This window comes from Paenibacillus sp. N22P23 (assembly GCF_059383735.1).
On record NZ_JBXENT010000001.1, the window covers coordinates 265,825 to 287,947 of the forward strand.

At 45.6% G+C, this 22,123-nt stretch carries 25 protein-coding genes, 1 tRNA gene, 1 pseudogene and 1 other annotated feature; of the genes and pseudogenes, 22 read left to right on the forward strand and 5 right to left on the reverse strand.

What is annotated here, in order from left to right; genetic code table 11:
- Positions 1-34: 34 nt before the first annotated feature.
- Positions 35-346 carry a hypothetical protein gene (locus tag AC506A_RS01245; protein WP_495459198.1) on the reverse strand — a complete coding sequence of 104 codons (312 nt, stop codon included), beginning with the start codon at positions 344-346 and terminating at the stop codon, positions 35-37.
- A 223-nt stretch (positions 347-569) separates the two neighbouring features.
- Here AC506A_RS01245 and AC506A_RS01250 point away from each other — a divergent pair, with 223 nt between their 5' ends.
- The 15 genes and pseudogenes from AC506A_RS01250 to AC506A_RS01320 all read left to right on the forward strand — a co-directional run bounded on the left by AC506A_RS01250 (position 570) and on the right by AC506A_RS01320 (position 14,616).
- Positions 570-1,016 (forward strand): tellurite resistance TerB family protein, encoded by a 447-nt coding sequence (locus AC506A_RS01250; protein WP_495459199.1) that lies wholly within the window; start codon positions 570-572, stop codon positions 1,014-1,016.
- Between the two features lie 225 nt (positions 1,017-1,241).
- Positions 1,242-1,841, forward strand: coding sequence for a TerD family protein (locus AC506A_RS01255; protein WP_495459200.1), 600 nt, complete (start codon positions 1,242-1,244; stop codon positions 1,839-1,841).
- Between the two features lie 33 nt (positions 1,842-1,874).
- Positions 1,875-2,450: a TerD family protein gene (locus AC506A_RS01260; RefSeq protein WP_495459201.1), complete on the forward strand. Its 576-nt coding sequence runs from the start codon at positions 1,875-1,877 to the stop codon at positions 2,448-2,450.
- Positions 2,451-2,533: 83 nt separating this feature from the next.
- The gene (locus AC506A_RS01265; protein ID WP_495459202.1) at positions 2,534-3,109 is read left to right on the forward strand and encodes a TerD family protein; all 576 of its coding nucleotides are present in this window, start codon (positions 2,534-2,536) and stop codon (positions 3,107-3,109) included.
- An 82-nt stretch (positions 3,110-3,191) separates the two neighbouring features.
- On the forward strand, positions 3,192-4,454 hold the full coding sequence (locus tag AC506A_RS01270) for a TerD family protein (protein WP_495459203.1): 1,263 nt from the start codon (positions 3,192-3,194) through the stop codon (positions 4,452-4,454).
- A gap of 26 nt (positions 4,455-4,480) precedes the next feature.
- Positions 4,481-5,278: a TerC family protein gene (locus AC506A_RS01275; protein ID WP_495459204.1), complete on the forward strand. Its 798-nt coding sequence runs from the start codon at positions 4,481-4,483 to the stop codon at positions 5,276-5,278.
- Positions 5,279-5,462: 184 nt separating this feature from the next.
- Positions 5,463-6,668 carry an HpcH/HpaI aldolase/citrate lyase family protein gene (locus AC506A_RS01280; RefSeq protein WP_495459205.1) on the forward strand — a complete coding sequence of 402 codons (1,206 nt, stop codon included), beginning with the start codon at positions 5,463-5,465 and terminating at the stop codon, positions 6,666-6,668.
- 76 nt (positions 6,669-6,744) lie between these two features.
- Positions 6,745-7,935, forward strand: a pseudogene (locus AC506A_RS01285) (phosphoribosyltransferase family protein); the annotation flags it as partial.
- A gap of 36 nt (positions 7,936-7,971) precedes the next feature.
- A complete protein-coding gene (locus AC506A_RS01290; protein ID WP_495460937.1) occupies positions 7,972-9,123 on the forward strand; it encodes a cysteine protease StiP family protein in 1,152 nt (383 codons plus the stop codon).
- Positions 9,120-9,953 carry an HAD family hydrolase gene (locus tag AC506A_RS01295; protein WP_495459206.1) on the forward strand — a complete coding sequence of 278 codons (834 nt, stop codon included), beginning with the start codon at positions 9,120-9,122 and terminating at the stop codon, positions 9,951-9,953. The genes AC506A_RS01290 and AC506A_RS01295 overlap by 4 nt, the downstream gene beginning before the upstream one ends.
- 14 nt (positions 9,954-9,967) lie before the next feature.
- Positions 9,968-11,017: an ATP-grasp domain-containing protein gene (locus AC506A_RS01300; RefSeq protein ID WP_495459207.1), complete on the forward strand. Its 1,050-nt coding sequence runs from the start codon at positions 9,968-9,970 to the stop codon at positions 11,015-11,017.
- Positions 11,018-11,153: 136 nt separating this feature from the next.
- Positions 11,154-11,810 carry a hypothetical protein gene (locus AC506A_RS01305; RefSeq protein ID WP_495459208.1) on the forward strand — a complete coding sequence of 219 codons (657 nt, stop codon included), beginning with the start codon at positions 11,154-11,156 and terminating at the stop codon, positions 11,808-11,810.
- A 26-nt stretch (positions 11,811-11,836) separates the two neighbouring features.
- The gene (locus AC506A_RS01310) at positions 11,837-12,874 is read left to right on the forward strand and encodes a toxic anion resistance protein (RefSeq protein WP_495459209.1); all 1,038 of its coding nucleotides are present in this window, start codon (positions 11,837-11,839) and stop codon (positions 12,872-12,874) included.
- 313 nt (positions 12,875-13,187) lie between these two features.
- A complete protein-coding gene (locus AC506A_RS01315; RefSeq protein ID WP_495459210.1) occupies positions 13,188-13,748 on the forward strand; it encodes a hypothetical protein in 561 nt (186 codons plus the stop codon).
- A 187-nt stretch (positions 13,749-13,935) separates the two neighbouring features.
- Positions 13,936-14,616 (forward strand): TIGR00266 family protein, encoded by a 681-nt coding sequence (locus AC506A_RS01320; RefSeq protein WP_495459211.1) that lies wholly within the window; start codon positions 13,936-13,938, stop codon positions 14,614-14,616.
- 96 nt (positions 14,617-14,712) lie between these two features.
- Here the strand turns inward: AC506A_RS01320 and AC506A_RS01325 are convergent, their stop codons facing one another.
- Positions 14,713-15,816, reverse strand: a complete 1,104-nt coding sequence (locus tag AC506A_RS01325; protein ID WP_495459212.1) for a DUF4236 domain-containing protein — start codon at positions 15,814-15,816, stop codon at positions 14,713-14,715.
- A gap of 168 nt (positions 15,817-15,984) precedes the next feature.
- Positions 15,985-16,225 (forward strand) — a binding site (T-box leader).
- 78 nt (positions 16,226-16,303) lie between these two features.
- Here AC506A_RS01325 and gltX point away from each other — a divergent pair.
- Complete coding sequence (gene gltX, locus AC506A_RS01330; protein WP_495459213.1) at positions 16,304-17,962, forward strand: glutamate--tRNA ligase; 1,659 nt, start codon at positions 16,304-16,306, stop codon at positions 17,960-17,962.
- 177 nt (positions 17,963-18,139) lie between these two features.
- Here gltX and AC506A_RS01335 read toward each other — a convergent pair.
- Positions 18,140-18,215, reverse strand: a tRNA-Val gene (locus AC506A_RS01335).
- Positions 18,216-18,359: 144 nt separating this feature from the next.
- Here AC506A_RS01335 and AC506A_RS01340 point away from each other — a divergent pair.
- The 3 genes from AC506A_RS01340 (at position 18,360) to AC506A_RS01350 (ending at position 19,248) form a co-directional block, all read left to right on the forward strand.
- A complete protein-coding gene (locus AC506A_RS01340) occupies positions 18,360-18,524 on the forward strand; it encodes a hypothetical protein (RefSeq protein WP_495459214.1) in 165 nt (54 codons plus the stop codon).
- A 65-nt stretch (positions 18,525-18,589) separates the two neighbouring features.
- Positions 18,590-18,850 carry a hypothetical protein gene (locus tag AC506A_RS01345; protein WP_495459215.1) on the forward strand — a complete coding sequence of 87 codons (261 nt, stop codon included), beginning with the start codon at positions 18,590-18,592 and terminating at the stop codon, positions 18,848-18,850.
- Between the two features lie 125 nt (positions 18,851-18,975).
- On the forward strand, positions 18,976-19,248 hold the full coding sequence (locus AC506A_RS01350; protein ID WP_495459216.1) for a DUF3892 domain-containing protein: 273 nt from the start codon (positions 18,976-18,978) through the stop codon (positions 19,246-19,248).
- Positions 19,249-19,322: 74 nt separating this feature from the next.
- Here the strand turns inward: AC506A_RS01350 and AC506A_RS01355 are convergent, their stop codons facing one another.
- Entirely contained in the window at positions 19,323-20,057 is a 735-nt protein-coding gene (locus AC506A_RS01355; RefSeq protein WP_495459217.1) for an MBL fold metallo-hydrolase, read from the reverse strand.
- Positions 20,058-20,229: 172 nt separating this feature from the next.
- On the opposite strand from AC506A_RS01355, the gene AC506A_RS01360 reads away from it, so the two are divergent.
- The 3 genes from AC506A_RS01360 to AC506A_RS01370 all read left to right on the forward strand — a co-directional run bounded on the left by AC506A_RS01360 (position 20,230) and on the right by AC506A_RS01370 (position 21,573).
- Positions 20,230-20,430, forward strand: a complete 201-nt coding sequence (locus AC506A_RS01360) for a hypothetical protein (protein ID WP_091219335.1) — start codon at positions 20,230-20,232, stop codon at positions 20,428-20,430.
- Positions 20,431-20,589: 159 nt separating this feature from the next.
- Entirely contained in the window at positions 20,590-21,156 is a 567-nt protein-coding gene (locus AC506A_RS01365) for a stalk domain-containing protein (protein WP_495459218.1), read from the forward strand.
- Between the two features lie 117 nt (positions 21,157-21,273).
- Positions 21,274-21,573 carry a DUF1292 domain-containing protein gene (locus AC506A_RS01370; protein ID WP_090976987.1) on the forward strand — a complete coding sequence of 100 codons (300 nt, stop codon included), beginning with the start codon at positions 21,274-21,276 and terminating at the stop codon, positions 21,571-21,573.
- A gap of 65 nt (positions 21,574-21,638) precedes the next feature.
- Here the strand turns inward: AC506A_RS01370 and AC506A_RS01375 are convergent, their stop codons facing one another.
- Positions 21,639-22,058, reverse strand: coding sequence for a DUF1885 family protein (locus AC506A_RS01375; RefSeq protein WP_495459219.1), 420 nt, complete (start codon positions 22,056-22,058; stop codon positions 21,639-21,641).
- Positions 22,059-22,123: the final 65 nt, after the last annotated feature.

Genomic DNA, 22,123 nt, shown 5'->3' on the forward strand with positions numbered 1-22,123 from the left:
GAAAACGGACGGTCACTGGGACCGTCCGTTTTCTTTAGCGTCTTGAAGCAGCGCTCACAAGCAGCAAGATCCCGGTAATGAGATGCATGATCCATCCTAGAAACGGAATCCAAGCTAATATCGATGTTAGGATACCGAGAATGGAGCCATATTTAGATTCTCTTCTTCCCATAGAAAGCGCCAAGGTGACAATATGGAGAATGAGCATCACGAATAATGCTACATAGTTAGTTCCGATGACAACTAATGCTCCTAAAATTGGAACAGCCAATAGAATCTCAAGTAAACCCGTAATTAACTTCATTTTCCTTGAAGAGGATGATGTTGTTTCACGATGTTCTAACATTAGATTCCCTCCTGTGAAATTCCTAATATATCCCAGTGTATCATAAAGAAGATACTCTTTGTAAAGGAAAGGCATTACCTCGAGCATATAATTGAAAGAAGCAAAAAGTAAGGCGATTATCACGCAGCGCTGCTTTCGCTCTTTTTCAACAATATTTGCACTCATCTAGCAAATCCATTTACAATAGAATGGAACGTCATATTCCATTCCGGAGGTTACGAACTTGAGCGCATTCAAAACATGGTTACAAACGTCGAAACAAGGCTTGACGGATCAAGTCAAGAAGTTTAAGAACAAAGATTTCTTGGATGCTGTAGTAGCCGGCTGTGCAATCGTTGCAGCTGCGGACGGTACAATCGGATCCGATGAAAAACAAAAGATGGCTGGGTACATGAGCCGCAGCGAAGAACTCAAAGTCTTTGATATGAGCGATGTAATCAAACGTTTTAATTACTTCGTTGATCAATATGAGTTTGACAAGATGATTGGTAAACAAATCGCGATGAAAGCAATCGGCTCCTTCCGAAGCAAGCCGGAGGTAGGTCGCGTCATTGTGGGTGTTTGCAGTGCAATCGGAGCTGCGGATGGAGACTTTGATGATAAAGAACAAGCCGTTGTACGCGAAATTTGCAACATGCTTGGATTAAACCCAGGGGAATTCAATTTATAAGAACTAAGAGCACTTAGGCATACCTAAGGGCTCTTATTTTCTTCCAGTTTAATCAGAAAATAGTACAAGGACTTTAAGGCTGGATGTGTTAGAATTAATTTTGTCGAATAGAGGAAATTGTAGTAGTTTTTTGAAACGTGTACGCCGATCATCCGTACTATTGGTTTGAGAGTTTCTTAGATTGAAGAACATCGAATTCCATCGAAAGGAGGTGACATAGACGACATGAGCATCAATCTGGTTAAAGGTCAGAAAATTGATCTGACAAAAGGCGTTGCCGGATTAACAAAGTTAGTTGTTGGCCTTGGATGGGACCCCGCAGAAATCGAAACCAAAGGATTCTTTGGTAAGAAGAAAGAGCGGGTTAATATTGACTGCGATGCTTCCGCTTTGCTTCTTGATGAGAACGGGAAATTAGCTCGCAAAGAGAATTTGGTATGCTTCCACAATTTGAGCAGTTCTTGCAATTCTGTGAAGCATTCAGGTGACAACCTGACAGGGGATGGTGACGGAGATGATGAGCAAATCAACATCGACCTTGCCAAAGTACCTGCCAATGTTCACAAAATCCTTGTAGCTGTTAATATTTATCAAGCAGAAACAAGAAAACAAGATTTTGGGATGATTAAATCTGCTTATATTCGCATTTTGAATGGCGCTAACAACAATGAGTTGGTGAAATTCAATCTCACGGAGAGCTACGCTGGAATGACGGCTTTAATCACAGGTGAAATTTACCGCCATAACGGTGAGTGGAAATTCCAAGCGATCGGTGAAGGCGCATATGCAGCACACGTCAACATTTTGGCGGAGCGTTATATTTAATCCAAAACTACTTAAAAGCGAGGGAATCATCAAATGGCTATTAATCTTTCTAAAGGTCAAAAAGTTGATCTTACTAAGACAAATCCGGGTCTCTCCAAAATCCTTGTAGGTCTGGGTTGGGACACGAATAAATACGATGGCGGCGGCCAGTTTGACCTTGACGTTTCCGTATTCTGTGCGAACGGAGCAGGCAAAGTCGAGAATGAGAAGAACTTTGTTTTCTACAACAATCCTCAGAACGAGAATGGTTCTGTTGTGCATACAGGCGATAATCGCTCAGGTGCAGGCGATGGCGATGATGAGCAAATCAAAATCGATCTCGCAGCTGTACCTGCAACGATTGAAAAAATTGCATTCACAATCACGATCCACGAAGCGGCTGATCGCAACCAAAACTTCGGACAAGTTTCCAACGGCTATGCAAGAATCCTTAATGAAGGCAGTGGCGAGGAACTCATTCGCTTCGATCTTGGAGAAGATTTTTCTATCGAGACAGGCGTAGTAGTTGGTGAATTGTACCGTCATAGCGGCGAATGGAAATTCTCTGCAATCGGCAGCGGATACAAAGACGGATTGGCTGGTCTTGCGCGCGATTACGGTTTAGCTTAAGGGTTACGCAGTGCTTGAACTTTTAATGAGAGGGCCGCTTCATTGCGGCCTTTACTATCAAATTAAGAGGTGGAGTGAGAACAATGAGTATCAATCTTTCTAAAGGACAGCGTATCGACCTGACAAAAACCAATCCAGGACTTACTAAGGTAATTGTTGGCCTAGGTTGGGACACGAATAGGTATAGCGGCGGCAAAGATTTCGACTTAGATACTTCTGCATTCTTGCTTCATCAGGACGGGAAAGCTAAGAGTGAGGCTGATTTCGTATTCTATAACAATTTGAAAGCTTATGATGGTGCTGTTCATCATACAGGTGACAACCGGACAGGTGAAGGTGATGGCGATGATGAACAAATCGTTATCGATTTCAGCAAAGTACCGAGTCAAATTTCGCGCGTTGGGATAACTGTAACGATTCATGATGCAGATAGCCGCAGCCAAAACTTTGGACAAGTTTCAAGTGCTTTCGTTCGTGTTGTTAACGAAGCGAACAGTAACGAGGTTCTTCGCTATGACCTTGGAGAAGACTTCTCCACAGAAACGGCCGTCGTATTCTGTGAATTCTATCGTCATGAAAGTGACTGGAAGTTCCAAGCGATCGGAAGCGGCTTCTCTGGGGGCTTAGGCGCATTGGTGAAGAACTACGGTCTTTCGTAATTCGTATAATCTCGGATATGGTGATGGATACGAGAACCGTCGCCTCTACCTTACATAAATTGAAAAAAAAGGGTGGTCGAAGATGTCCGTTTCTGTGGTCAAAGGACAAAAAGCTGATATAACGAAGGGGAATCCCGGTGCATCCAACTATAAAGTATTCATTGGGTGGAATGCGCAATCGCAAGTTGAACTCGATAGTTCCGCTTTTTTGCTTGCACAAAACGGCAAAGTTAGAGGAGATAGTGATTTAATATTTTATGGCAATCCAAGTAACTCTTTCATCTCTTATTCCGAGGTCGGAACAAATGAGAGACAGCTCAAAATTAATCTAAACCAAACCTTGACTCAGGTTGAGAAAATCGCGTTTACGCTTACGATTTACGAAGGAGAAAGCAGACGCCAAAACTTCAGCCAAGTTAGCGGTGCATATATCCGAATCGTGAATGAGACAACGGGGCAAGAAGTTCTCCGTTATGAATTAGGAAACAATTTCTCCGTAGAAACAGCTATTGTTATAGGAGAATTATATAGATACAACGGTGATTGGAAGTTTAATGCGATTGGTGCCGGTTACTCCGGAGGTCTGAATGCGTTATGCGCTTCCTACGGAATCGAGACGCAGGATACAGCGACGCCTGCACAACCGGCTCCCCCTATCCAGGAGAAATCTGCAGCACCAATACCGCAGCCGAAACCAACTCCAACGCAAACACCACTACCTATTAATACACCGCCAATAAATTTGAACCTTTCGAAGATTGAGCTCAAAAAGAAAGGCGATAAGATCAACTTAGAGAAGAAGAGCGGCGGACTCGGAGAAATTCTAATCAATCTGAACTGGAATCAGCAAACGAAGAAGAGCGGATTCTGGGGCAAAAGCTCAGGCACTGACCTAGATCTTGCCTGTCTCTATGAATTGAAGAACGGCAAGAAAGGGATCATTCAGGCACTCGGAGAATCGTTCGGCTCGCAGACGCGTGAACCCTATATCGTTCTTGACGGCGACGATCGGACAGGCTCTGTCAAAACCGGAGAAAACATCCGGATTAACGGAAGCAAACTTACGGAGTTTAAACGAATCCTTGTGTTCACCTTCATCTATGAAGGGGTTTCTCGCTGGTCCGAAGCCGACGGTGTCGTAACCCTGAAACAAAATGGCGGTCCGGATATTATCGTGCGATTAGACGAGTTCGATAATAATTTACGCATGTGTGCGATCGCATTGATTGAGAACCACAAGGATGAAACCTTTAGTATAGAGCGAATCGTCCGTCATTTTGCAGGACATAAAGAAATAGATAAAGCTTATAATTGGGGATTACGCTGGGTTGCAGGATCTAAATAAATAGAATCATATGGAGGCAAGCGTTAATGGTTGATTTTTTTGCAAGCATGCTGGACAACTTTTCAAACTTTTTTAATTGGGACAATTTATCGTCCGTCCTATCCGATCCAACGAGCTGGGGCTTCATCTTTACGCTCATTATTCTAGAAGGACTTTTGTCAGCAGATAACGCTCTCGTACTGGCGGTTATGGTTCGTCACCTGCCTAAAGCACAGCAGAAGAAAGCCTTGTTCTACGGTCTTCTTGGTGCCTACATCTTCCGATTTATTGCAATCGGAGTCGGTGTCTATCTGGTGCAGATCACTTGGATCAAAGTGGCCGGCGGTGTCTATCTGCTCTGGATCGCGCTTAGCAATCTCTTCGATCTGGAAGTGAAGTTTGCGAAGATCGGCAATGTGTCGCTCATTCCATATATCGGTAAGAAAGCAGATAGTGAAGATGGCGAAGTTGACAATAAAGGCCTTGGCTTCTGGCGTACAGTTATCGCAGTCGAATTGATGGATATTGCATTTAGTATTGATAGTGTTCTAGCAGCATTTGGTGTCAGCGATCAAGTGTGGGTACTGTTCTTAGGCGGTATCTTGGGCGTACTCATGATGCGCGGAGTTGCTCAACTATTCCTTCGCTTGATTGAGAAATACCCTGAACTTGAGAAGGCAGCATTCATCTTAATTATTATCATTGGTGTGAAAATGATTGCCGGTGCATTCGGTTTCCACGTATCTCATTTCGTGTTCTTCGGCCTACTGATCGCCGTCTTTGTCGGAACAATCATCTTAAGTGCTACTCGTAAAACAGCTAATTCTCAATCCAAATCCGTTTAATTAAACTCACCTAGTTAGCTCTTTCAAACATGTATATGCATACAACAAGAAGAATCGGAGCTCTAGCTAGGTGTAATCCCAACCATGAATCCCTCCCGTGTGTTAAGGAGGGATTCATTTTTACCTCTGACAGCAGTAAAACTTTTTACATCCATGGTCGCATAGATCGAAAGGAGGAAGACAGTTGCGGTACTTTAATTATTTAACGAAAGAAGAAGAGAAGCGATTATTCTTCGAAACCCCGACATCCTTTAACAACTACACGGATAAAGATTTGCTTGCGCATGCGATCGGAGCGGCGCTCTATTGTCCTGCAACGCGTCCGACGATTGCAGATGATATCATTAGCCAAAAAAACAAAGGCCTGACTACAATGGTCTTAGATTTAGAGGATGCTATTGGTGACGATCAAGTGGATATCGCGGAAGAGTCTTTGTTTAAGCAGGTGCTTAAACTCGCATCTTACATTCACAGCGGCTTACTATTAAGCAGCAATGTACCTCTGCTTTTTGTTCGCGTTCGCAATGTAGAGCAATTAAAGCGTGTTATTAATCAGTTGGATGAGAACATTACGCTGATAACCGGGTTTGTATTTCCTAAGTTCACACCTGACAACGGATGTGCCTACTTTGAAGTCATTTCTACGTACAATCGAACGAAATCTTCATCTGCACCAACGCTTTACGGTCTTCCGATTTTGGAATCGGCGTCGGTCATTTATAAGGAAACAAGAACGGAAACACTTCTGAACATTAAGAAAATTCTGGATGAGCATAAGGAGTATGTCTTGAACGTCCGAATTGGGGCAACTGACTTCTCCAGTTTGTTTGGTTTACGAAGAAGCCCTGACATGACTATCTATGACATCGTTCCTATTCGGGATTGTATTGCAGACATCATTAATATTTTCGGTCGGGTGGACTCCGCGTATGTGATTTCAGGACCGGTTTGGGAGTATTTCTCCAGTCGAGAAAGAGTACTGAAGCCCCAATTGAGACAAACCCCGTTTGAGGAGTCGCTTGGGCGCACCGGGCGAAGAGTTCGAATGGATATCATCACCAACTATGTAGATGGACTCATACGTGAGGTCATTATGGATAAAGAAAACGGGATTGTTGGGAAGACGATTATCCATCCCACCCATATCATTCCGGTTCAAACGCTTTTTGCGGTGAGGCACGAAGAATATATCGATGCGATGACGATAATGTCCAATAACAATGGATCATTAGGTGTTTTTAAGAGCGAATATGCCAATAAGATGAACGAGATAAAACCTCATACGAACTGGGCAAGCCGAATTTTAGCACGATCAATCATATACGGGGTGTTACATGAACAACATCATTATATCTCCTTATTGCCAGAGTCCGAGCCGGCATACGTTTAATATACTTGGGGATCTTTCTGTCTCGGTCACTGTCAAAGACAACCCTTTCCAATTTTCGCTCGAGACTTTATTCTCAATGGCAGCAAGAATGAATAAGAAGAGGGCATTTCTATTCGTAAGTAAGGTACTAGGTAAGCATATTCCGGTAGATCCCCATATTTCGATGTTAAGCGGTGCAGCACTGTCTTTACTGCTGGCCAAGAAGCTTGGCAACGACCACCTTCAGGATCTGCTGACGGAAACGATGGAGGGATTGTCTTCCGCTGAGCAAGCCCGACAAGCTTATCAGAAAATCGTTGATAGCAAGGTCAAATTATCCGAGCCGGTTAAGTTCATTGGGTTCGCCGAAACAGCCACCGCATTAGGGCACAGCATGTACACGGTTGTCCAAGAGGGCTGCACGTATATCCATACAACGCGGGAAACCATCCCTGGGCTAACCTCCCTGATTAATTTTGACGAGGAACATTCTCATGCCGTATCGCATCGCTGTTATGCGCTCGATCCCTCTGTCATTCAAGGAACTGAAACGGTTGTATTAGTAGATGATGAGATTACAACAGGCAAGACGGCACTCAACATTATTCGTGATATTCAATCCAAATATCCTCGCTCTACCTATATCGTTGCTTCTCTACTGGATTGGAGAACGCCTGAGGATGAATTGCGGTATCAACAGCTCGAGAATGAGCTCGGTATTAAGATCGAAGTATTGTCGTTAATCAAAGGGACTATTGAGGTTCATGGAGAACCCATCGTAACTGTTTCGAGAGAAGAGGCTCCTCTCAGCACAAGTGAAGCAACCAAAGTTGAGTTCACGTACCTCGGGGATTTATTTGAACAATCTGGTGACGCGTCTCTTAACAGCCAAGGATTCGTCAACACGGCTCCTTACTTACAAGGTACGGGCCGCTTTGGCATTAATGAAGTGGACAATTGCAATACTGATCGCGGCATCAAAGCTGCTGCAGTTCAGTTGATGGCGAAGCGTATCGGAGAGAATACGCTATGTCTCGGTACTGGTGAATTTATGTATGTACCGATGCGAATATCCGCTGAAATGGGCCGGAATGTATCCTATCATTCCACGACCCGCAGTCCGATCCATGCCGTTAGTGCGCCAGATTATGCCATATCGCACGGTGCTTCATTCGTGTCACCTGATGATGGCGGAGTTATCAATTACAGCTATAACATCGAAGTTGGCCAATATGACGATCTCTTTCTCTTCTTGGAGAGAGACCTGCCTATATCGCATGTACAGCCGATGCTTGATGTATTCTGCTGCAAAGGGTTCAAAGTCATCCATGTTGTTGTATGCGGACCGAAGATTCATGCCATCATTCCTCATCCCGAACGGATCGGAAGCTACGACCCCAAAGATGTCATCTTTTTGCTTAAAAATTTGAATGATATTCAGCTCGAGATCGGTACAGCAGATCGTGAAGAAGCGATTCAATCGGGCACTCACTATTCTGAAATGCTGCCGATTGAATATCGACCGGAGCCGGAGTACATTCAATTATTTCATGACACGCTTACAGATTCAGCAGAGCGAGTTGCCATTGCTGCCGGTGTTGTAGCGGAGATGATTCTGGCAAAGCGCGGCCGTAATACCGTGTTGGTATCACTGGCGAGAGCGGGAACACCGATCGGTATCCTCATTAAGCGATATCTCTCGTATCGGTATCAGATCGACCTTCCACACTATAGTATCTCGATTATACGCGGGAAGGGCATTGACGAGAATGCGCTCAAATACATGCTGCAGCAGCATGGAGCAGATACTCAATTGCAATTCATCGATGGATGGACAGGCAAAGGTGCTATTCGCAAAGTGCTCATACGTGCATGTCAAGATTTTGAAATCAAATACGGCGTGAAGCTGAATGATGATTTGGCCGTTCTGGCGGATCCTGCCTATTGTTCTGAAACCTATGGAACCAGAGAGGATTACCTCATACCAAGCGCATGTTTAAACTCCATCGTTTCAGGATTAGTATCGAGAACGATCCTTCGTGATGATCTCATTGGTCCGGATGATTTTCATGGTGCGAAATTTTATAAGGAATGGTTGGAGGACGATTTATCCAATCACTTTATCGAAACCGTGGCCAATTACTTTCCGGTGATTCTGTCAAAGATCGATAAGGAATTGGAACAAGCGCGTCTACATCCGGGGCAAATGACTTGGCAGGGGATGCGTGATATTCAAGCGATTCAAGAAGAATTCGGTATCGTCGACGTTAATTTAGTAAAGCCAGGCGTAGGTGAGACCAGTAGAGTACTGCTTCGCAGAGTGCCTTGGAAAATACTCGTGGATCGTCTGGATAATCCCAATCTACGTCACATTATGATGTTAGCGAACGATCGTAAGGTGCCAGTAGAAGTATATCCCGGCCTCAGCTACTCCTGCTGCGGTATTATCAAGCCTTTAAAGGGGGAGTCAGATTGATTTACGCAAGTGATTTGGATCAGACGCTTATCTACTCCACGCGATCGGCCGGATTGGAGTTAGACTCTCCTCTGCTTACGCCTGCGGAAACGATTGACGGTGTAGTGAGATCCTTCATATCTATAAAGGCGCTAACCCTTCTTGAGCAACTTGTTCAGGATATCGAATTTGTTCCGGTAACCACTCGGACGATGGAGCAATATAACCGGATTGAATTATTCTCGGAAAGAATACGTCCAACATATGCCATTACGAGCAATGGCGGTAATATTCTTGTTAATGGTGTGCAAGACATCGAGTGGAATTTGCAAATACAGCAAACAATCCTTCATCAATCAGCTTCCTCTGCTCAGATTATGGAGCTGTTCGGACAGATTCGTCATGATGAATGGATTTATGACGAACGTTTCTGTGATGAGCTATTCTTCTCTATCCTCGTAAACCGCGAGAAGATGCCAGTAGATGAAGTTGAGGATTTGGGCAATCAAATCAGGCAGCTGGGCTGGGAAATGTCCGTACAAGGTAGAAAAATTTACATGGTGCCGCGATCGGTTAGTAAGGGCGCAGCCATGTCCCACATTCAGCAATTGATCGGAACGGAGATTATCGTATCTTCCGGCGACTCCTTATTGGATCGCAGCTTGCTGGACCTAGCCACACACCCCATTGCACCTAAGCATGGCGAACTATTCCGTGAGGAAATGAGAAATACCGGCTCGATGCCATTTACTTTCACCAACCGAACAGGTGCTTTGGCTGCCGACGAGATCGTAGAATATGTCCATTCATTATGCAAAGATGCACGAGTTGGCTTAACCCAATCAAACTAAAGAGGTGGATTCTGTTGAAGAATATCGCAAGAGTGTGGTTTAATCGCTGGTTCTCAGTCGCTTATCATTATATGAATCATATTAAGAACAATCCGGATGGACTTGAAGTCATTTTGTATGGCACGCATCCGGACCCGATGCATATGTCTTTGCAAATTTGTGATCATGCTGAGGTAGAGCCGGTATTGGACGGCGATGAGTATGTCGAGTATTGCTTGGATTTCTGCCGTCGTCACCAAATTGATGTGTTTGTTCCACGTCTGAAGATGCTTCATATCGCGAAAAACGTGAGCCGGTTCGAAGCGATTGGAACAAAGGTCGTTGTTTGTTCCAATGCGGACCTGCTTGAGAAGCTAATGGAGAAGGACTTATTCTATCAAGCCGTTAAACCTATCGGTATAATGGTCATCCCTGACTATCATGTCGTACGAACCGCCTCGGAGTTTAAGGAAGCTTATCACGATTTGATCGCCAAAGGGCATCAAGTATGTCTGAAACCGACCAATTCGGAGGGCGGTATGGGATTCCGTATCATAGACGACAAGCGGGATCGATTAAAGGATCTGTATGGTTCCATTAACCCGTTCGTAACCTTCGATGAGGTATATCAGCTGCTTGCAAGCGTCGAGTCCTTTGATGATTTAATGGTCATGGAGCTTCTGGACGGACTTGAATACAGCATCGATTGCTTAGCTGATCCAGCAGGTAATCTGCTTGCAGCGGTTCCGCGGCGGAAGGTAGGGGGCAGACTTCGCTTGATGGAAGACGTTCCGGAGCTGCTGGAGATCGCACAGAAGGTTGCGGATACGTACAAAATCCCTTATAACTTCAACATTCAAATGAAATATAAAGACGGTGTGCCTAAGCTTCTTGAGATCAATCCAAGAATGTCCGGCGGTCTACATGTCACTTGCCTCACGGGTATTAATTATCCCTACTTGGCTGTGAAAATGGCGCTTGGCGGGACGGTTGAACGCCAAAACCCGCAATATGATGTACTGGCCAGTCACTTAGAGAAGCCGATGATCATGACGGATGTTACAGCAGCTGCAACGCTAGTATAAGAGGCTAAGGATAGCCCCTGCCAAAATGTGGCGGGGGCTTTACTATACGAAGTGACCTTATTTAATTGACAATAAGGCATGGGAAATCTACTATAAAACCAAGATCAAAGACAGATATTAGGTGGAGGTGAATGACATGATGATGATTCGACCGGTTATTGGATCCTTAGCAGGTTATGTAATTGGGCTGGCAGGCAGCCTCTTTTTGCCGACATACGTTATTTTGCTATTCCCTCTAGCCGGATTATGCGCAGGGCTGTTCATCCGAACCAAACAGCGAATGAAGGCTCCATCCACCACAGAACCACCGGCAGTGATACCAGCACCGCAGCCGCAGACGCAGACGCGGCAAACGAATGAGAGCGATCAGGCTAAGGAAGTGGTCAAAGCGGGTATTGATCCAGCCTTTAAACCGGCACTGGCGTATCTATCCGTTCTTGAAGAGATGGTCATCTCTGAAGGGCAGAAAAACAACTTGGATAATGAAATCGTGGAGAAAGCATGTTCCTTGTTCCTTCGCGTAGAGAAGGTGATCCCATTGCTGAGTGATCTGCGTGACAATGGTGAAGTTGCCCATGTGCTCAATCGTCTCGTGTTGAAGGAACTGAATGGAGTTATTAATCCGTTCCTTCGGCTCAGTGGAGATCTGAAAGTGAAGAACCGGAGGCTTCTCTTGACGGGCCTGCGTGATGTTAATAAGAAGATCAATGATATTGTGGCAACGATCGAACACAAGGATTTAATGGAATTACAAACCCGCGCAGAAGTGCTCCACCAAAGGTACGCCAATTAATCATAATGAGAGAGGATCGGATACGCATGTCCATGCAAGTCGTTCCATTGAAGGAAGCCGATGAACAATCAGTCGTCCAAGAAGCGTCAGCGATCATCCAGAAGGTTGCGCAAGCAGATACGGTAGCCTTAGATGCCTTAATGGATGAGGTAGGAAAATTCGGCTCGAAGGCGCAAGAAAAGGCGGGTCAAACACTCAAGATGCTTGAACGGCCCGTAAACGAGTTGATGACTGGAAAATCGAAGCAGGTATCCAACTTGATTTTGGATTTACGCAACCAATGTGAGTCGCTGGAGCAAAGTAAAAATGTTGGATTTATTGGCAAGTTAATTCGCAAATCACCATTGAAGAACTATATTTATAAATATCAAAGCGTAAAGACCAATATCGATGCGATTGTTACCGGTTTACGAGATGGCAAGGATACACTGGAAGAAAATATCATCAGCATGCGTACTTTGAAACGCAGTTCGCTCGAAGAAATTTATCAACTCCAATATAAGATTGCCATGGGTTCCAAACTGCGTGAGCTCTTTGAAGTGGAAATTGCCAAACCGGAAAATGAGAGTCGGAAAACGTACCTGGAACGCGGCTTGCGCAAAGTGGTTACTCGCATTCAATCGATGACCGAGGATATCATGCTGTTTAATCAAGCCATTGCTGCAACGGATATTGTAAACGACGGAAATGATAAGTTGATTGATGCCGTAGACAATTCAATCTACAAAGCGGCGAATTTGATCACAGTAAGCGCTATGATCACTATGGCCTTAGAGGATCAAATGCGGGTGGCAGACGCAGTAGAGAAAGTAAACAGCACCATTGAGGAGCAGTTTAAGCGGAATGCCGAAATGCTCAGAACGACTACAGAGAAGTCGGCCGAGCTATTGAAGAAACCTTCTATGTCCTTGGAATCGGTTAATCAGGCTCTCTCCGACCTGATGGCAGCACTGGATCTGAGTGAAAAATCTAATCGTGATATCATAACATCATGCAATGAACTTACACCTAAATTGACGGCAATCAATACACAGATAACCAAACGTCTTGGTTTGGAAAGCTAATACATTCCGTATAACGACTATGTAACTTGACCATACTATTCATAGAATAGACGATTCGTTCATACACATAGTGGAAATGAATGAAGAGGGGATGAGAGTTGTGATTGGTGAGATCCTTCTGGGAGTCTTTTTAATCGTACTCATCATAGTTGCAAGTAACGAGAAGGCAGAAGCCGTGTCACAATTAAATAACTGATATCGCATCGCCTGAGTGAGCCCCTTTTGGGGCTTTTTTTATTTTCCTCATAAACGGTACAGGCAGAAATGCGTTCTGTTAGAATGATACTAACACTGGTTGCTAGGGGGAGAAGAGTTGATAGATTTTTCTTTTGAAGTGTTAAGTGACACCAACATTAATATTGAATATGTATACGGAAGTGAAAAGTTTATCTTAAACTTATTCTTGAAGAATGGCGTCTGGACCGTTCATCCGTTTGATGGCATTCTACTTAGTAACCGAGAGTTATGTCGGAATGTAATCGCTGATCTGATCCGAAACAAAGAGTTTCAGATTATGCTGGCGAAAGAAAATATTATGATGTCGAGTATTCGAACATCAATTGACCTGGATTCCATACATAATGAGCCTCATTATAACGGACGAGAGCATGAGTCTGGCGGTCCATCTTCCGATATTCAGGAGCTAATTGATCAACATTCCGTTACCGATATCATTGATATGGAGATAACACGATTGGATGATAAAATCCATGTATTCGGTGAAATTCTCAAACAAATGTTTATGGAAGACTTTGGACCTGGTGATCATGAGTTTGATAAGATGCAAAGTCTAGTGAGGATCTACAAAGAGGCAAGAGAAAAAGTAGGAGGCCTGACAGAATTCGATTTTGGCGGAGACCGGAAAAGGTTTTGAGAGCATGAATTTAGGATTCAGGCAACATGGTGAGCAGGATAAGTGCATTAACTGCTAATAGTATGCCAAAGACAAGTTTTGTCCTGCGTTTCTGATTGACTTTCATTTAGAAGCTCACCACCGTAAATAGAGTTATATCTCTTATATCGGATAATAGATCAATAAATTGAAGGGTGGATGTCCTCACGTGAAACATGAAATCCTGTATGACAATACGTTCCCTATCGTAAAAGTAAAGCTTGAGCGTGGTGAAGCGATTAAAGCGGAAATGAATGCAATGGTGTCCATGAGTCCGAACCTAGAACTGAAAGGGACGATGGATGGGGGGCTTCTTCGTGGTTTTGGCCGAATGCTCAGCGGGGAGAAATTCTTCTTCCAGGAGCTGAGTGCAAACAATGGACCGGGCGAGGTGCTGCTGGCTCCTAGCTCAGTCGGCGATGTTCAAGCCGTTGAACTCGATGGCTCGTATACACTGATGGTCCAAAAGGACGGATTCCTCGCTGCCACAATGGGCATTGAGGTAGCGACCAAAATGCAAAATCTAACAAGAGGTCTCTTCTCGGGCGAAGGTTTCTTTATCCTGGAAATCAGGGGTAAAGGCACGGTGTTCATTTCATCCTTTGGTGCAATCCATGCCATTAATTTAGGTGTGAACGAGGAAATCATTATCGACAATCAGCATCTTGTCGCTTGGCCAAACTATATGAATTATACAATCGAGAAGGCTGCAAAAGGTTGGTTAAACACTTTCACGTCAGGTGAAGTTGCCGTTTGCCGTTTCAGAGGCGAAGGTGTCGTGCTCATTCAGACTCGCAATGCAAAAGGCTTCGGCAGCTGGGTGCAGCAATTTATTCCGACACGAAATTAGCAGAGCTGGGTTATACAAAAAGAACCTTCAAGTCCATGGTCTGGAGATGAAGGTTCTTTTTGTATGCAGCATAAGCTGCCGGCTTGCTTCAGATTTCTATGAGGATAAACGGTTAACGGGTTCAAAGCCTGCTGTTTTCTTGAACTTCATTTGGTGATCCATCTGGCTGATGGCATCTGAACAATCAACGGCGTCGAAGTTGATTCCATTCATAGCTGAGCGCGGGATCTTTACCGCTACTAGAGGGACAATTTCCGCATGGCCCGTTGCTGTATTCAGACGTTCATCCAGGGCATGAATAACGACTTGGTTGAGTGGGAGGAGGGCAAACAAATCCCGTGCAATCCGCAGAATACAGCTGCACACATACTCCTGCTGCAGGTCGTAATACTGACTTTTGGGCATATCTTTCGTCGATACTTTACCGGTCTTAGTGAGAGTGAGTGCTTGTTTGGGAATGGATGTATCCAGATGGACGTTGAAATCAACGGCAAGCTCATACGGTCTCTCTGAGATGATCTCGAACCCGCTTCCGAATTCAACCAAATCATCCAGAGGCGCAAATTGCTCAAGCACCACGAATAAAGCTTCAGGTTCACCTTTCATGATCTTAAAGGCAAGCTTGACCATACTTTCCCACGCGTTATAATCATCCAAATCTTCCCGGCGTGCGACTTCGATTTGCTCGGTAAGCTGTGCTTTCTTGGCTTCGTCATTATTTAATAGACGGGACATGAACGATGGTCGGAACGCTTCGAGTGCAGCATGTGCTTCTTTCTCCTTTTGCCCCATGTCTCCCTTAGGAAACGGAGGAGGCGTAGTTGAGATAACCTGCCAATTGACATGCTCGTCACACTCTTTATGTATCGATGAGATTAGCTGCAGCTTGTTTTCGTAGGCTTCGACTTGGAGCTGATTATGCTGAAGCTCTTCAGATCTGGCTTGCTCACGCAGTAGACGGTCAAGGTCGGCTTTACGCTGATAAGCCTGACCTTGATACGACCGACGCGAACCTGAACTATGGTTATGCTGGTAGTATAATCCTGATCCGGGAATACTGGCAGTCGTCGTCCGGCGGCCGCTGGAATGAATACTATGACGGAGCCCTTTGACCCCAAAGCTGAGTCCAAGCCCAGTGTGACTTGCATTTAACCGAACGCCAGGAATAATTGAATAGCTTTTACGCCAACCGAATCCCATTGCCCCCACCATCCCAGTCGTAGTTAGTCATGAATAGTTTATATGATTATATTATACTGTAATCACCTATTATGGTAACATACGGAACTTACGTTGAAGAGGTTGAATCGGGCGCATCTATTCTTGACGCTGGATCAGCCAGTGTGCTAACGTATCCTTATATATTCGAAAAACGCGATTGATGAGGAAGAGTAAGCAAGCATTCGAATTGCAGAGAGCCCTGCATGGTGGTGGAAGAGGGTATTCGAGCTTGAAGAAAGAAGCCTCGGAGCATCAGACTGAAAGATGGAGTAAGTCTGGCGGGTCTTCCCGTTATAGAAGAGATGCCGTAGTTTAATGCTGCATCTATGAGCGGGTCGGTTGACCCAATCAAGGTGGTACCACGGAAGCGATGCCTTTCGTCCTTGTTGTTTTGAGGATGAAGGGCTTTTTTTTATGGTCTGACCGTTATGCGGTTTAAAATTCTGAGGAGAAAGAAGGAACGATTATGAATCAAACCGTGCTCGCACATCGTTTATTCCCTGCCATTAAGAGGCTGCCGGAGGACGTTCTGGGCAGTTACCCCGCGAGACAAGTGAAGGAAGGAGCCATGGTGACTCGGTTCGGGCCGAGTCCGACCGGATTTCTTACGATTGGCGGCGTCTATGCTTCGCTAATTTCCGAAAGGCTTGCGCATCAGAGCGGCGGCGTCTTCTATTTGCGAATTGAGGATACCGATACGAAACGGGAAGTGGAAGGCAGCATCGGCGATTTTCTTCAGGCGTTCAGGTATTGCGGTATTTATCCGGATGAAGGTCCGACCGTGGCTGGCGAAGAAGCAGGGGAATACGGTCCATATAAGCAAACCGATCGAGTGAGCCTTTACCATGTCTTTATTAAAGATCTAATCGCGCGAGGTTTAGCCTATCCTTGCTTCTGCGATGCGGATGAGCTGCAGCAAATCCGCGATAAACAGCTAGCAGCCAAGCTCAACCCGGGCTATTATGGCGAATGGGCCATTCACCGTAATCTGACGCCGGAGCAGGTTGAAGCGGAGCTGGCGAAGGGAAAGCCGTTCGTCATCCGGCTGAAATCGCCGGGATCCCCTGATCGAAGAATCAAGTACAATGATCTGATCAAAGGCGAGATCGAAATGCCGGAGAATGATCAGGACATCGTAATTATGAAGTCCGATGGTATTCCGACCTACCATTTCGCGCATGCGGTGGACGATTGTTTGATGGGTACCACGCACGTGATTCGAGGTGATGATTGGCTTGCTTCAATTCCGGTTCATCTGCAGCTATTCGACATGCTTGGCTTTCGCAGACCGGAATACGGTCACCTCGCTCCACTGATGAAGATGGACGGTGCCTCGAAGCGCAAATTCAGCAAACGTAAAGATCCGGATGCGGCTGCGCGCTATTACCAGCAGGTTGGTTTTCCAGGAATATCAATGACGGAGTACTTGATGACGCTCATTAATTCCAATTATGAAGAGTGGCGGATGAGCCAGCCGGAAGCGCCATATACGGAATTCATGATCGACATGAACAAGATGAACGTGAGCGGCGCGCTGTTTGATATGAATAAGCTCAATGACATTAGCAAGGATGCGATAGCCCGGCTAACAGCAGATGAAGTATTCGAGCACACAGCGGCATGGGCGGCGGCGTACGATACGGAGCTGGAAGCAACGCTTCTTGCCAATCGCGAATATGCAACGGCCATCTTCCATATTGGCCGCGAGGTGGAGAAGCCGCGGAAGGATATTGCCAAGTGGTCGGACGTGAAGGAATTATACGCGTACTATTTCGATGAATCGTTCAACAAATCGGTAGCAGCGGGCTACGATGCGCTGCCTGCCTCAATTCCGTCGGAGCTGGCGAAGCAGATCGTCCGTGAATACACGCATACGCTTGATTTGCAAGATGACCGGGACAGCTGGTTCGGTAAAGTGAAGGCTATCGGGGAGCAGCTCGGCTTCGCCAAGGATGCCAAAACGTACAAGAAGAACCCGGAACAGTACCCAGGGCATGTCGGTGACGTTGCGATGATTCTTAGAGTCGCTCTGACGGGCAGAAGAATGACGCCGGAACTGTACGATATGATGCATGTTATGGGAGAAGCTCGTGTACGTAACAGGCTGAACCAGTTTATCGGCTGAAATGCAGAGCTATCAGGACTAATAGCTGCTTATTATTCACCACGGCGATTCGTGGTGAATAATAAGATACGAAACTAGAAGGTTGTCGGACAAGAGGGATTCGCTGTATCACAGTTCATTCTTCCGTGTTCTAACAAAAAAACCCTTGATTCCTCAAGGGTTTGTGCGTTTAAATTATGGTGATCTGGACAGGGTTCGAACCTGTGACCCCTACCCTGTCAAGATAGTGCTCTCCCAGCTGAGCTACCAGATCATATAGTGTTGCCTCGTTAGTGACAAGAATTAATATATCAAACGGGAAAAAAGATGTCAACAAGTTTTCGCAAAAAGAAGTCTAAATTCTTGTAAACCCGCATAAGGTGTACTCAAGCTTAATCTTGGAGAGGCGGGTTGTCTAGTGGCGGAAGCTGCCCATTTGGCGGTGTGGTTGGTAGGCTTATTCAGTATCGTCGGTACGGTTTGCGTGTGTGTGGCAAAGATGGTGATCCATGATACAGTCGCTTATGATGAAGCATTTGTGTGGAGAAGAAAGCTGCCGCCGGAGTTGAAAACCAAGCGTTAAGTTTGCTTCGGTGACAGCACGGGCATACTATTCCCAAAATGGTGAAGCCATAGGGAGTGGTATAGTTGAGGAAAGCAATTGGAGCTGCTATAGGTTTATTGATTTGTTCCGGGTGCTTACAGCAACAACATGCTTCAGACACGGTCCCGACCATGAAGGTCGTCAACCAAGAAAACGTGCTGGGTACGGTTTATCCTACATCGCGATCGGTGTTCGGTGAAGTCTACGATTCACCTAACAAACCAAAAGATATGACACCGGCTTTACCGGGCGCGGCGAATTCGCGCCAGCAGAAGCCTCCGCTTCGTGAAGAGAACAACCCATAAATCCGGAAGTGCCCTTAAGGGGCACACCGGATTTTTTTGGCTGCTGCGAACCTCTAAGCTGCATAATTTCAGAGAGAATGAGCCATCCTATTTGAGCGCTGCCAGCGTAGAGGAGGAGTACAATCATGTATAGTCCAGATAACGAAGGTGTGCAAGCGAGCGGTGCCGCTGCTGCAGCTGAGAGGTTCGTAGCGGCACAGAAGAATGGTGATGGAGATTTAATGGCATTTAAGACTTCCTCAGGCCGTGTGCTTGATTACGAGCAGGCGTTAGCGGAAGCGAATAACGGCACAATTGCCGGGGTCAACGTATTTAAAGGAAAAGATGGCGAGCATTATATTCGAGGGGACGCAGACGGAGATCCGACGAACAATTTGGATCAGCTGCCAAACTTCTAGCTGCCTAGCCGTCTGAGATAATGCACAAAAAAACCCGCTGCACCTCGCAGCGGGTTTATTATCGTTAGGGCTTATCAGAAGGTATATCGCTTATGCTGCTCTACAAAACGCATAACTCCGGCTTGATCCTGGGCCGTCGGCTTACTGTCATCATAGTGCATGAGCCAGATGCGCTCTTGGATGTATTCTGGCAGTGATTGGAGCTCTTCGAGTGTCGTATGAACAACACCGGGAGGTTTCAGCTGGCAGTCATGGAAGATCGTTTGAACCCCTTGATTGACCAATCGTTCTAGGAGCCCGGGATTGAATTTCATATCAGCTGAATAGAAGAAGTTCTCATTAATAAGGAAAGAGTAACTAAGCTTATTCGGAATATGTTCGGTATGAATCGCTTCGACAACAAATCCGGGCAGCAGCTCTGTGCTGACTCCTGTCTGAAGCGGGAAAACGTCGAAATAATCCTCGAGTGCTGCACATTCATCCTGGAGCAGTCCACCTTTAAGTGAGCTTTCCCAGAGGGAGTCCACTAGGGATTCATGGATAAACAGTTTCGGCTTGCGATTAAAAACAAACTTCATTTGAAATGCGAGCTCTTCCAAGCCGCCGATATGGTCGGCATGAATGTGGCTGATGAGTACAGCATCGATCTCGTTAACGGATTTTCCAAGCTGATGCATTGATAGCAGCGCTGTAGTGCCGCAATCAAGCAATAGGGTATTGCGATCTGTATAAAACAGCGCATTTGTATTGAAATAGGTTTTGGCAAATGCACTTCCCGTTCCAAGCATCTGAATATCCAATCGGGACATCCTCCCTAAGCTGTACGTTACTATTCAATTTATCATTTATGATTGAAAATGAAAAGGAAAACCTTGCTAATCCGGCTTCGTGATCCAGCGTTCTTCTGCCATGCACACAGCTGCCCATTCGTTCATACGATAGCTATGAACGGAATGCGAAAATAGGCAGGTGCGGATCAATATGGCTCCTAAAGGTAAAGTTGTCAAGAAGAAGAAAAGCCCTTCGGACCGGAAGCAGGCAGTACTGAAGCTTGTGCTTTCGGACACATGTGCAGTATGCAAAACCCCTTGTGCAAGAGGGATGCGTTATTATGAGAGCATGAAGCAGCCGGGAGCAGTAGGGAAAGGTGTGCCGTGTATTTTGACGCGGACCTATGTGTAAAAGCGCGAACTATTTCCCTTCAGTATTTCCCAGGCAAGCGCATGTTTCAACATAATATGACAGGTTTTGGTAAGGAAAATTTTTTGTGAACTGGCGCAACTTTGGACGACTTGGTGAGTATAACCATACATCCAGATTACGGACGGAGGGTTTGCTACCATGAAGTTCAGAAAGCTTCTCATGTTGACGTTAGTGTTGTCGCTGTGGGGCGGCACGATGCTCTTTGCGGATTCCGCTTCTCAACGGGTGCGGGTCATCGTGAACGGAAATGAGCTAGACGACGCGGGGATTTTTACTGACGGTAAAACATACTTATCAGTTCGCCAAGTGGCGAATACGCTGCAATCCATTGTGTATTGGGATGAGGCATCGAAGAAGGTTACCTTGTATAAGCCAAATGTACACATGTTCCTATTCCAAGACACCACAATCTTCGGCAATGTCACCAAAGGCAACCGAATCACATTCAAAGTGTTTGCCCAAATTGACAACTTGCTGACGGATATTTCCGCAGTGAAGGCGACGATCGTGGATCCACAGAATACGGAGACCTTAATTCAGGCGAAGACTGTCTCGATTGAGAAAGACAACTTCTGGTACCGTACCGATGACTTCAATTATACGTTTGATACCGCTGGCAAATACACGATTAGGTTTTATATGAAAGTAGCCGGTAACGACGATTGGAAATTAGTTTCCGAGAAAACGATTACGGCCAAAGCATAATTGGATTTACCCGGAAGCGCTGCATTCCCACTGGATGCGGCGCTTTCGTTTGACCCTGAGATTGTTCCATGTTACGATACGAAGGAAATAAATCATTAATGGAAATGAGGGTATACAATGAGCGATCACGTGCACGACGAGAATTGCAACCACGATCATGATCACGAAGAACACGTATTCCTTGTCACGGACGAGGAAGGCATTGAGCGTGAAATGGTCATGGTATTTACGTTTGAATCCGAAGAGCAGGTTTATTCCGTATTGCTGGACCGCAACGATCCGGAAGCTGACGGCGTTATTTTCCGTATTGAAGAAGAGGACGGCGAAGCATTCTTGGTTGGCATCGAAGATGATGCGGAGTGGGAACGCGTAACGAAGATTTATGAAGAAATCGCGAAGAGCGAGAACGAAGCATAAAACAGCGTATATGCAAAATAGAGAAAAACTCCGATGCCATCATGGCTTCGGAGTTTTTTCATTGTTTACTTACGTGGATTATAGTAAATGGTTCGGCCGTTAAACATCGTGAGCTCAGCCTTCAAATGCTTGGCAAAATATTTGCAAAGCTCATTGGCTTTGGATTTGTCGCCATGTGTTGCGGTATCCGGGAGCACGACCTGCACATGTGAGATGCTCTGATCACCAGTTTCCTGGGTGCCGACTCCGAATAGGATGTAGTTGTATTGCGGCGAAGTGCCTTTTAAGTAGAACCATCGATTCTCTTCTCCCGGCTTCGTTTCAACCGTATAGGGAAAAGCAGATTCGGTGTAGTCCCATCCAAGCTGACGGCCAGTTAACGAGGTCTGTTCCCGGTAGCGGCCAAGCCTTTCCTTCACCTCATCGAGGCTGAGACGTTCAACTGCTGAACCTTGCACAAATTTAATGTAAGCGCTTTGACCCATATTGCCCACCCCCTCCCACATCATAGCATTCTGAAAAAGGATTGACAATAACCGCCAATAACGAG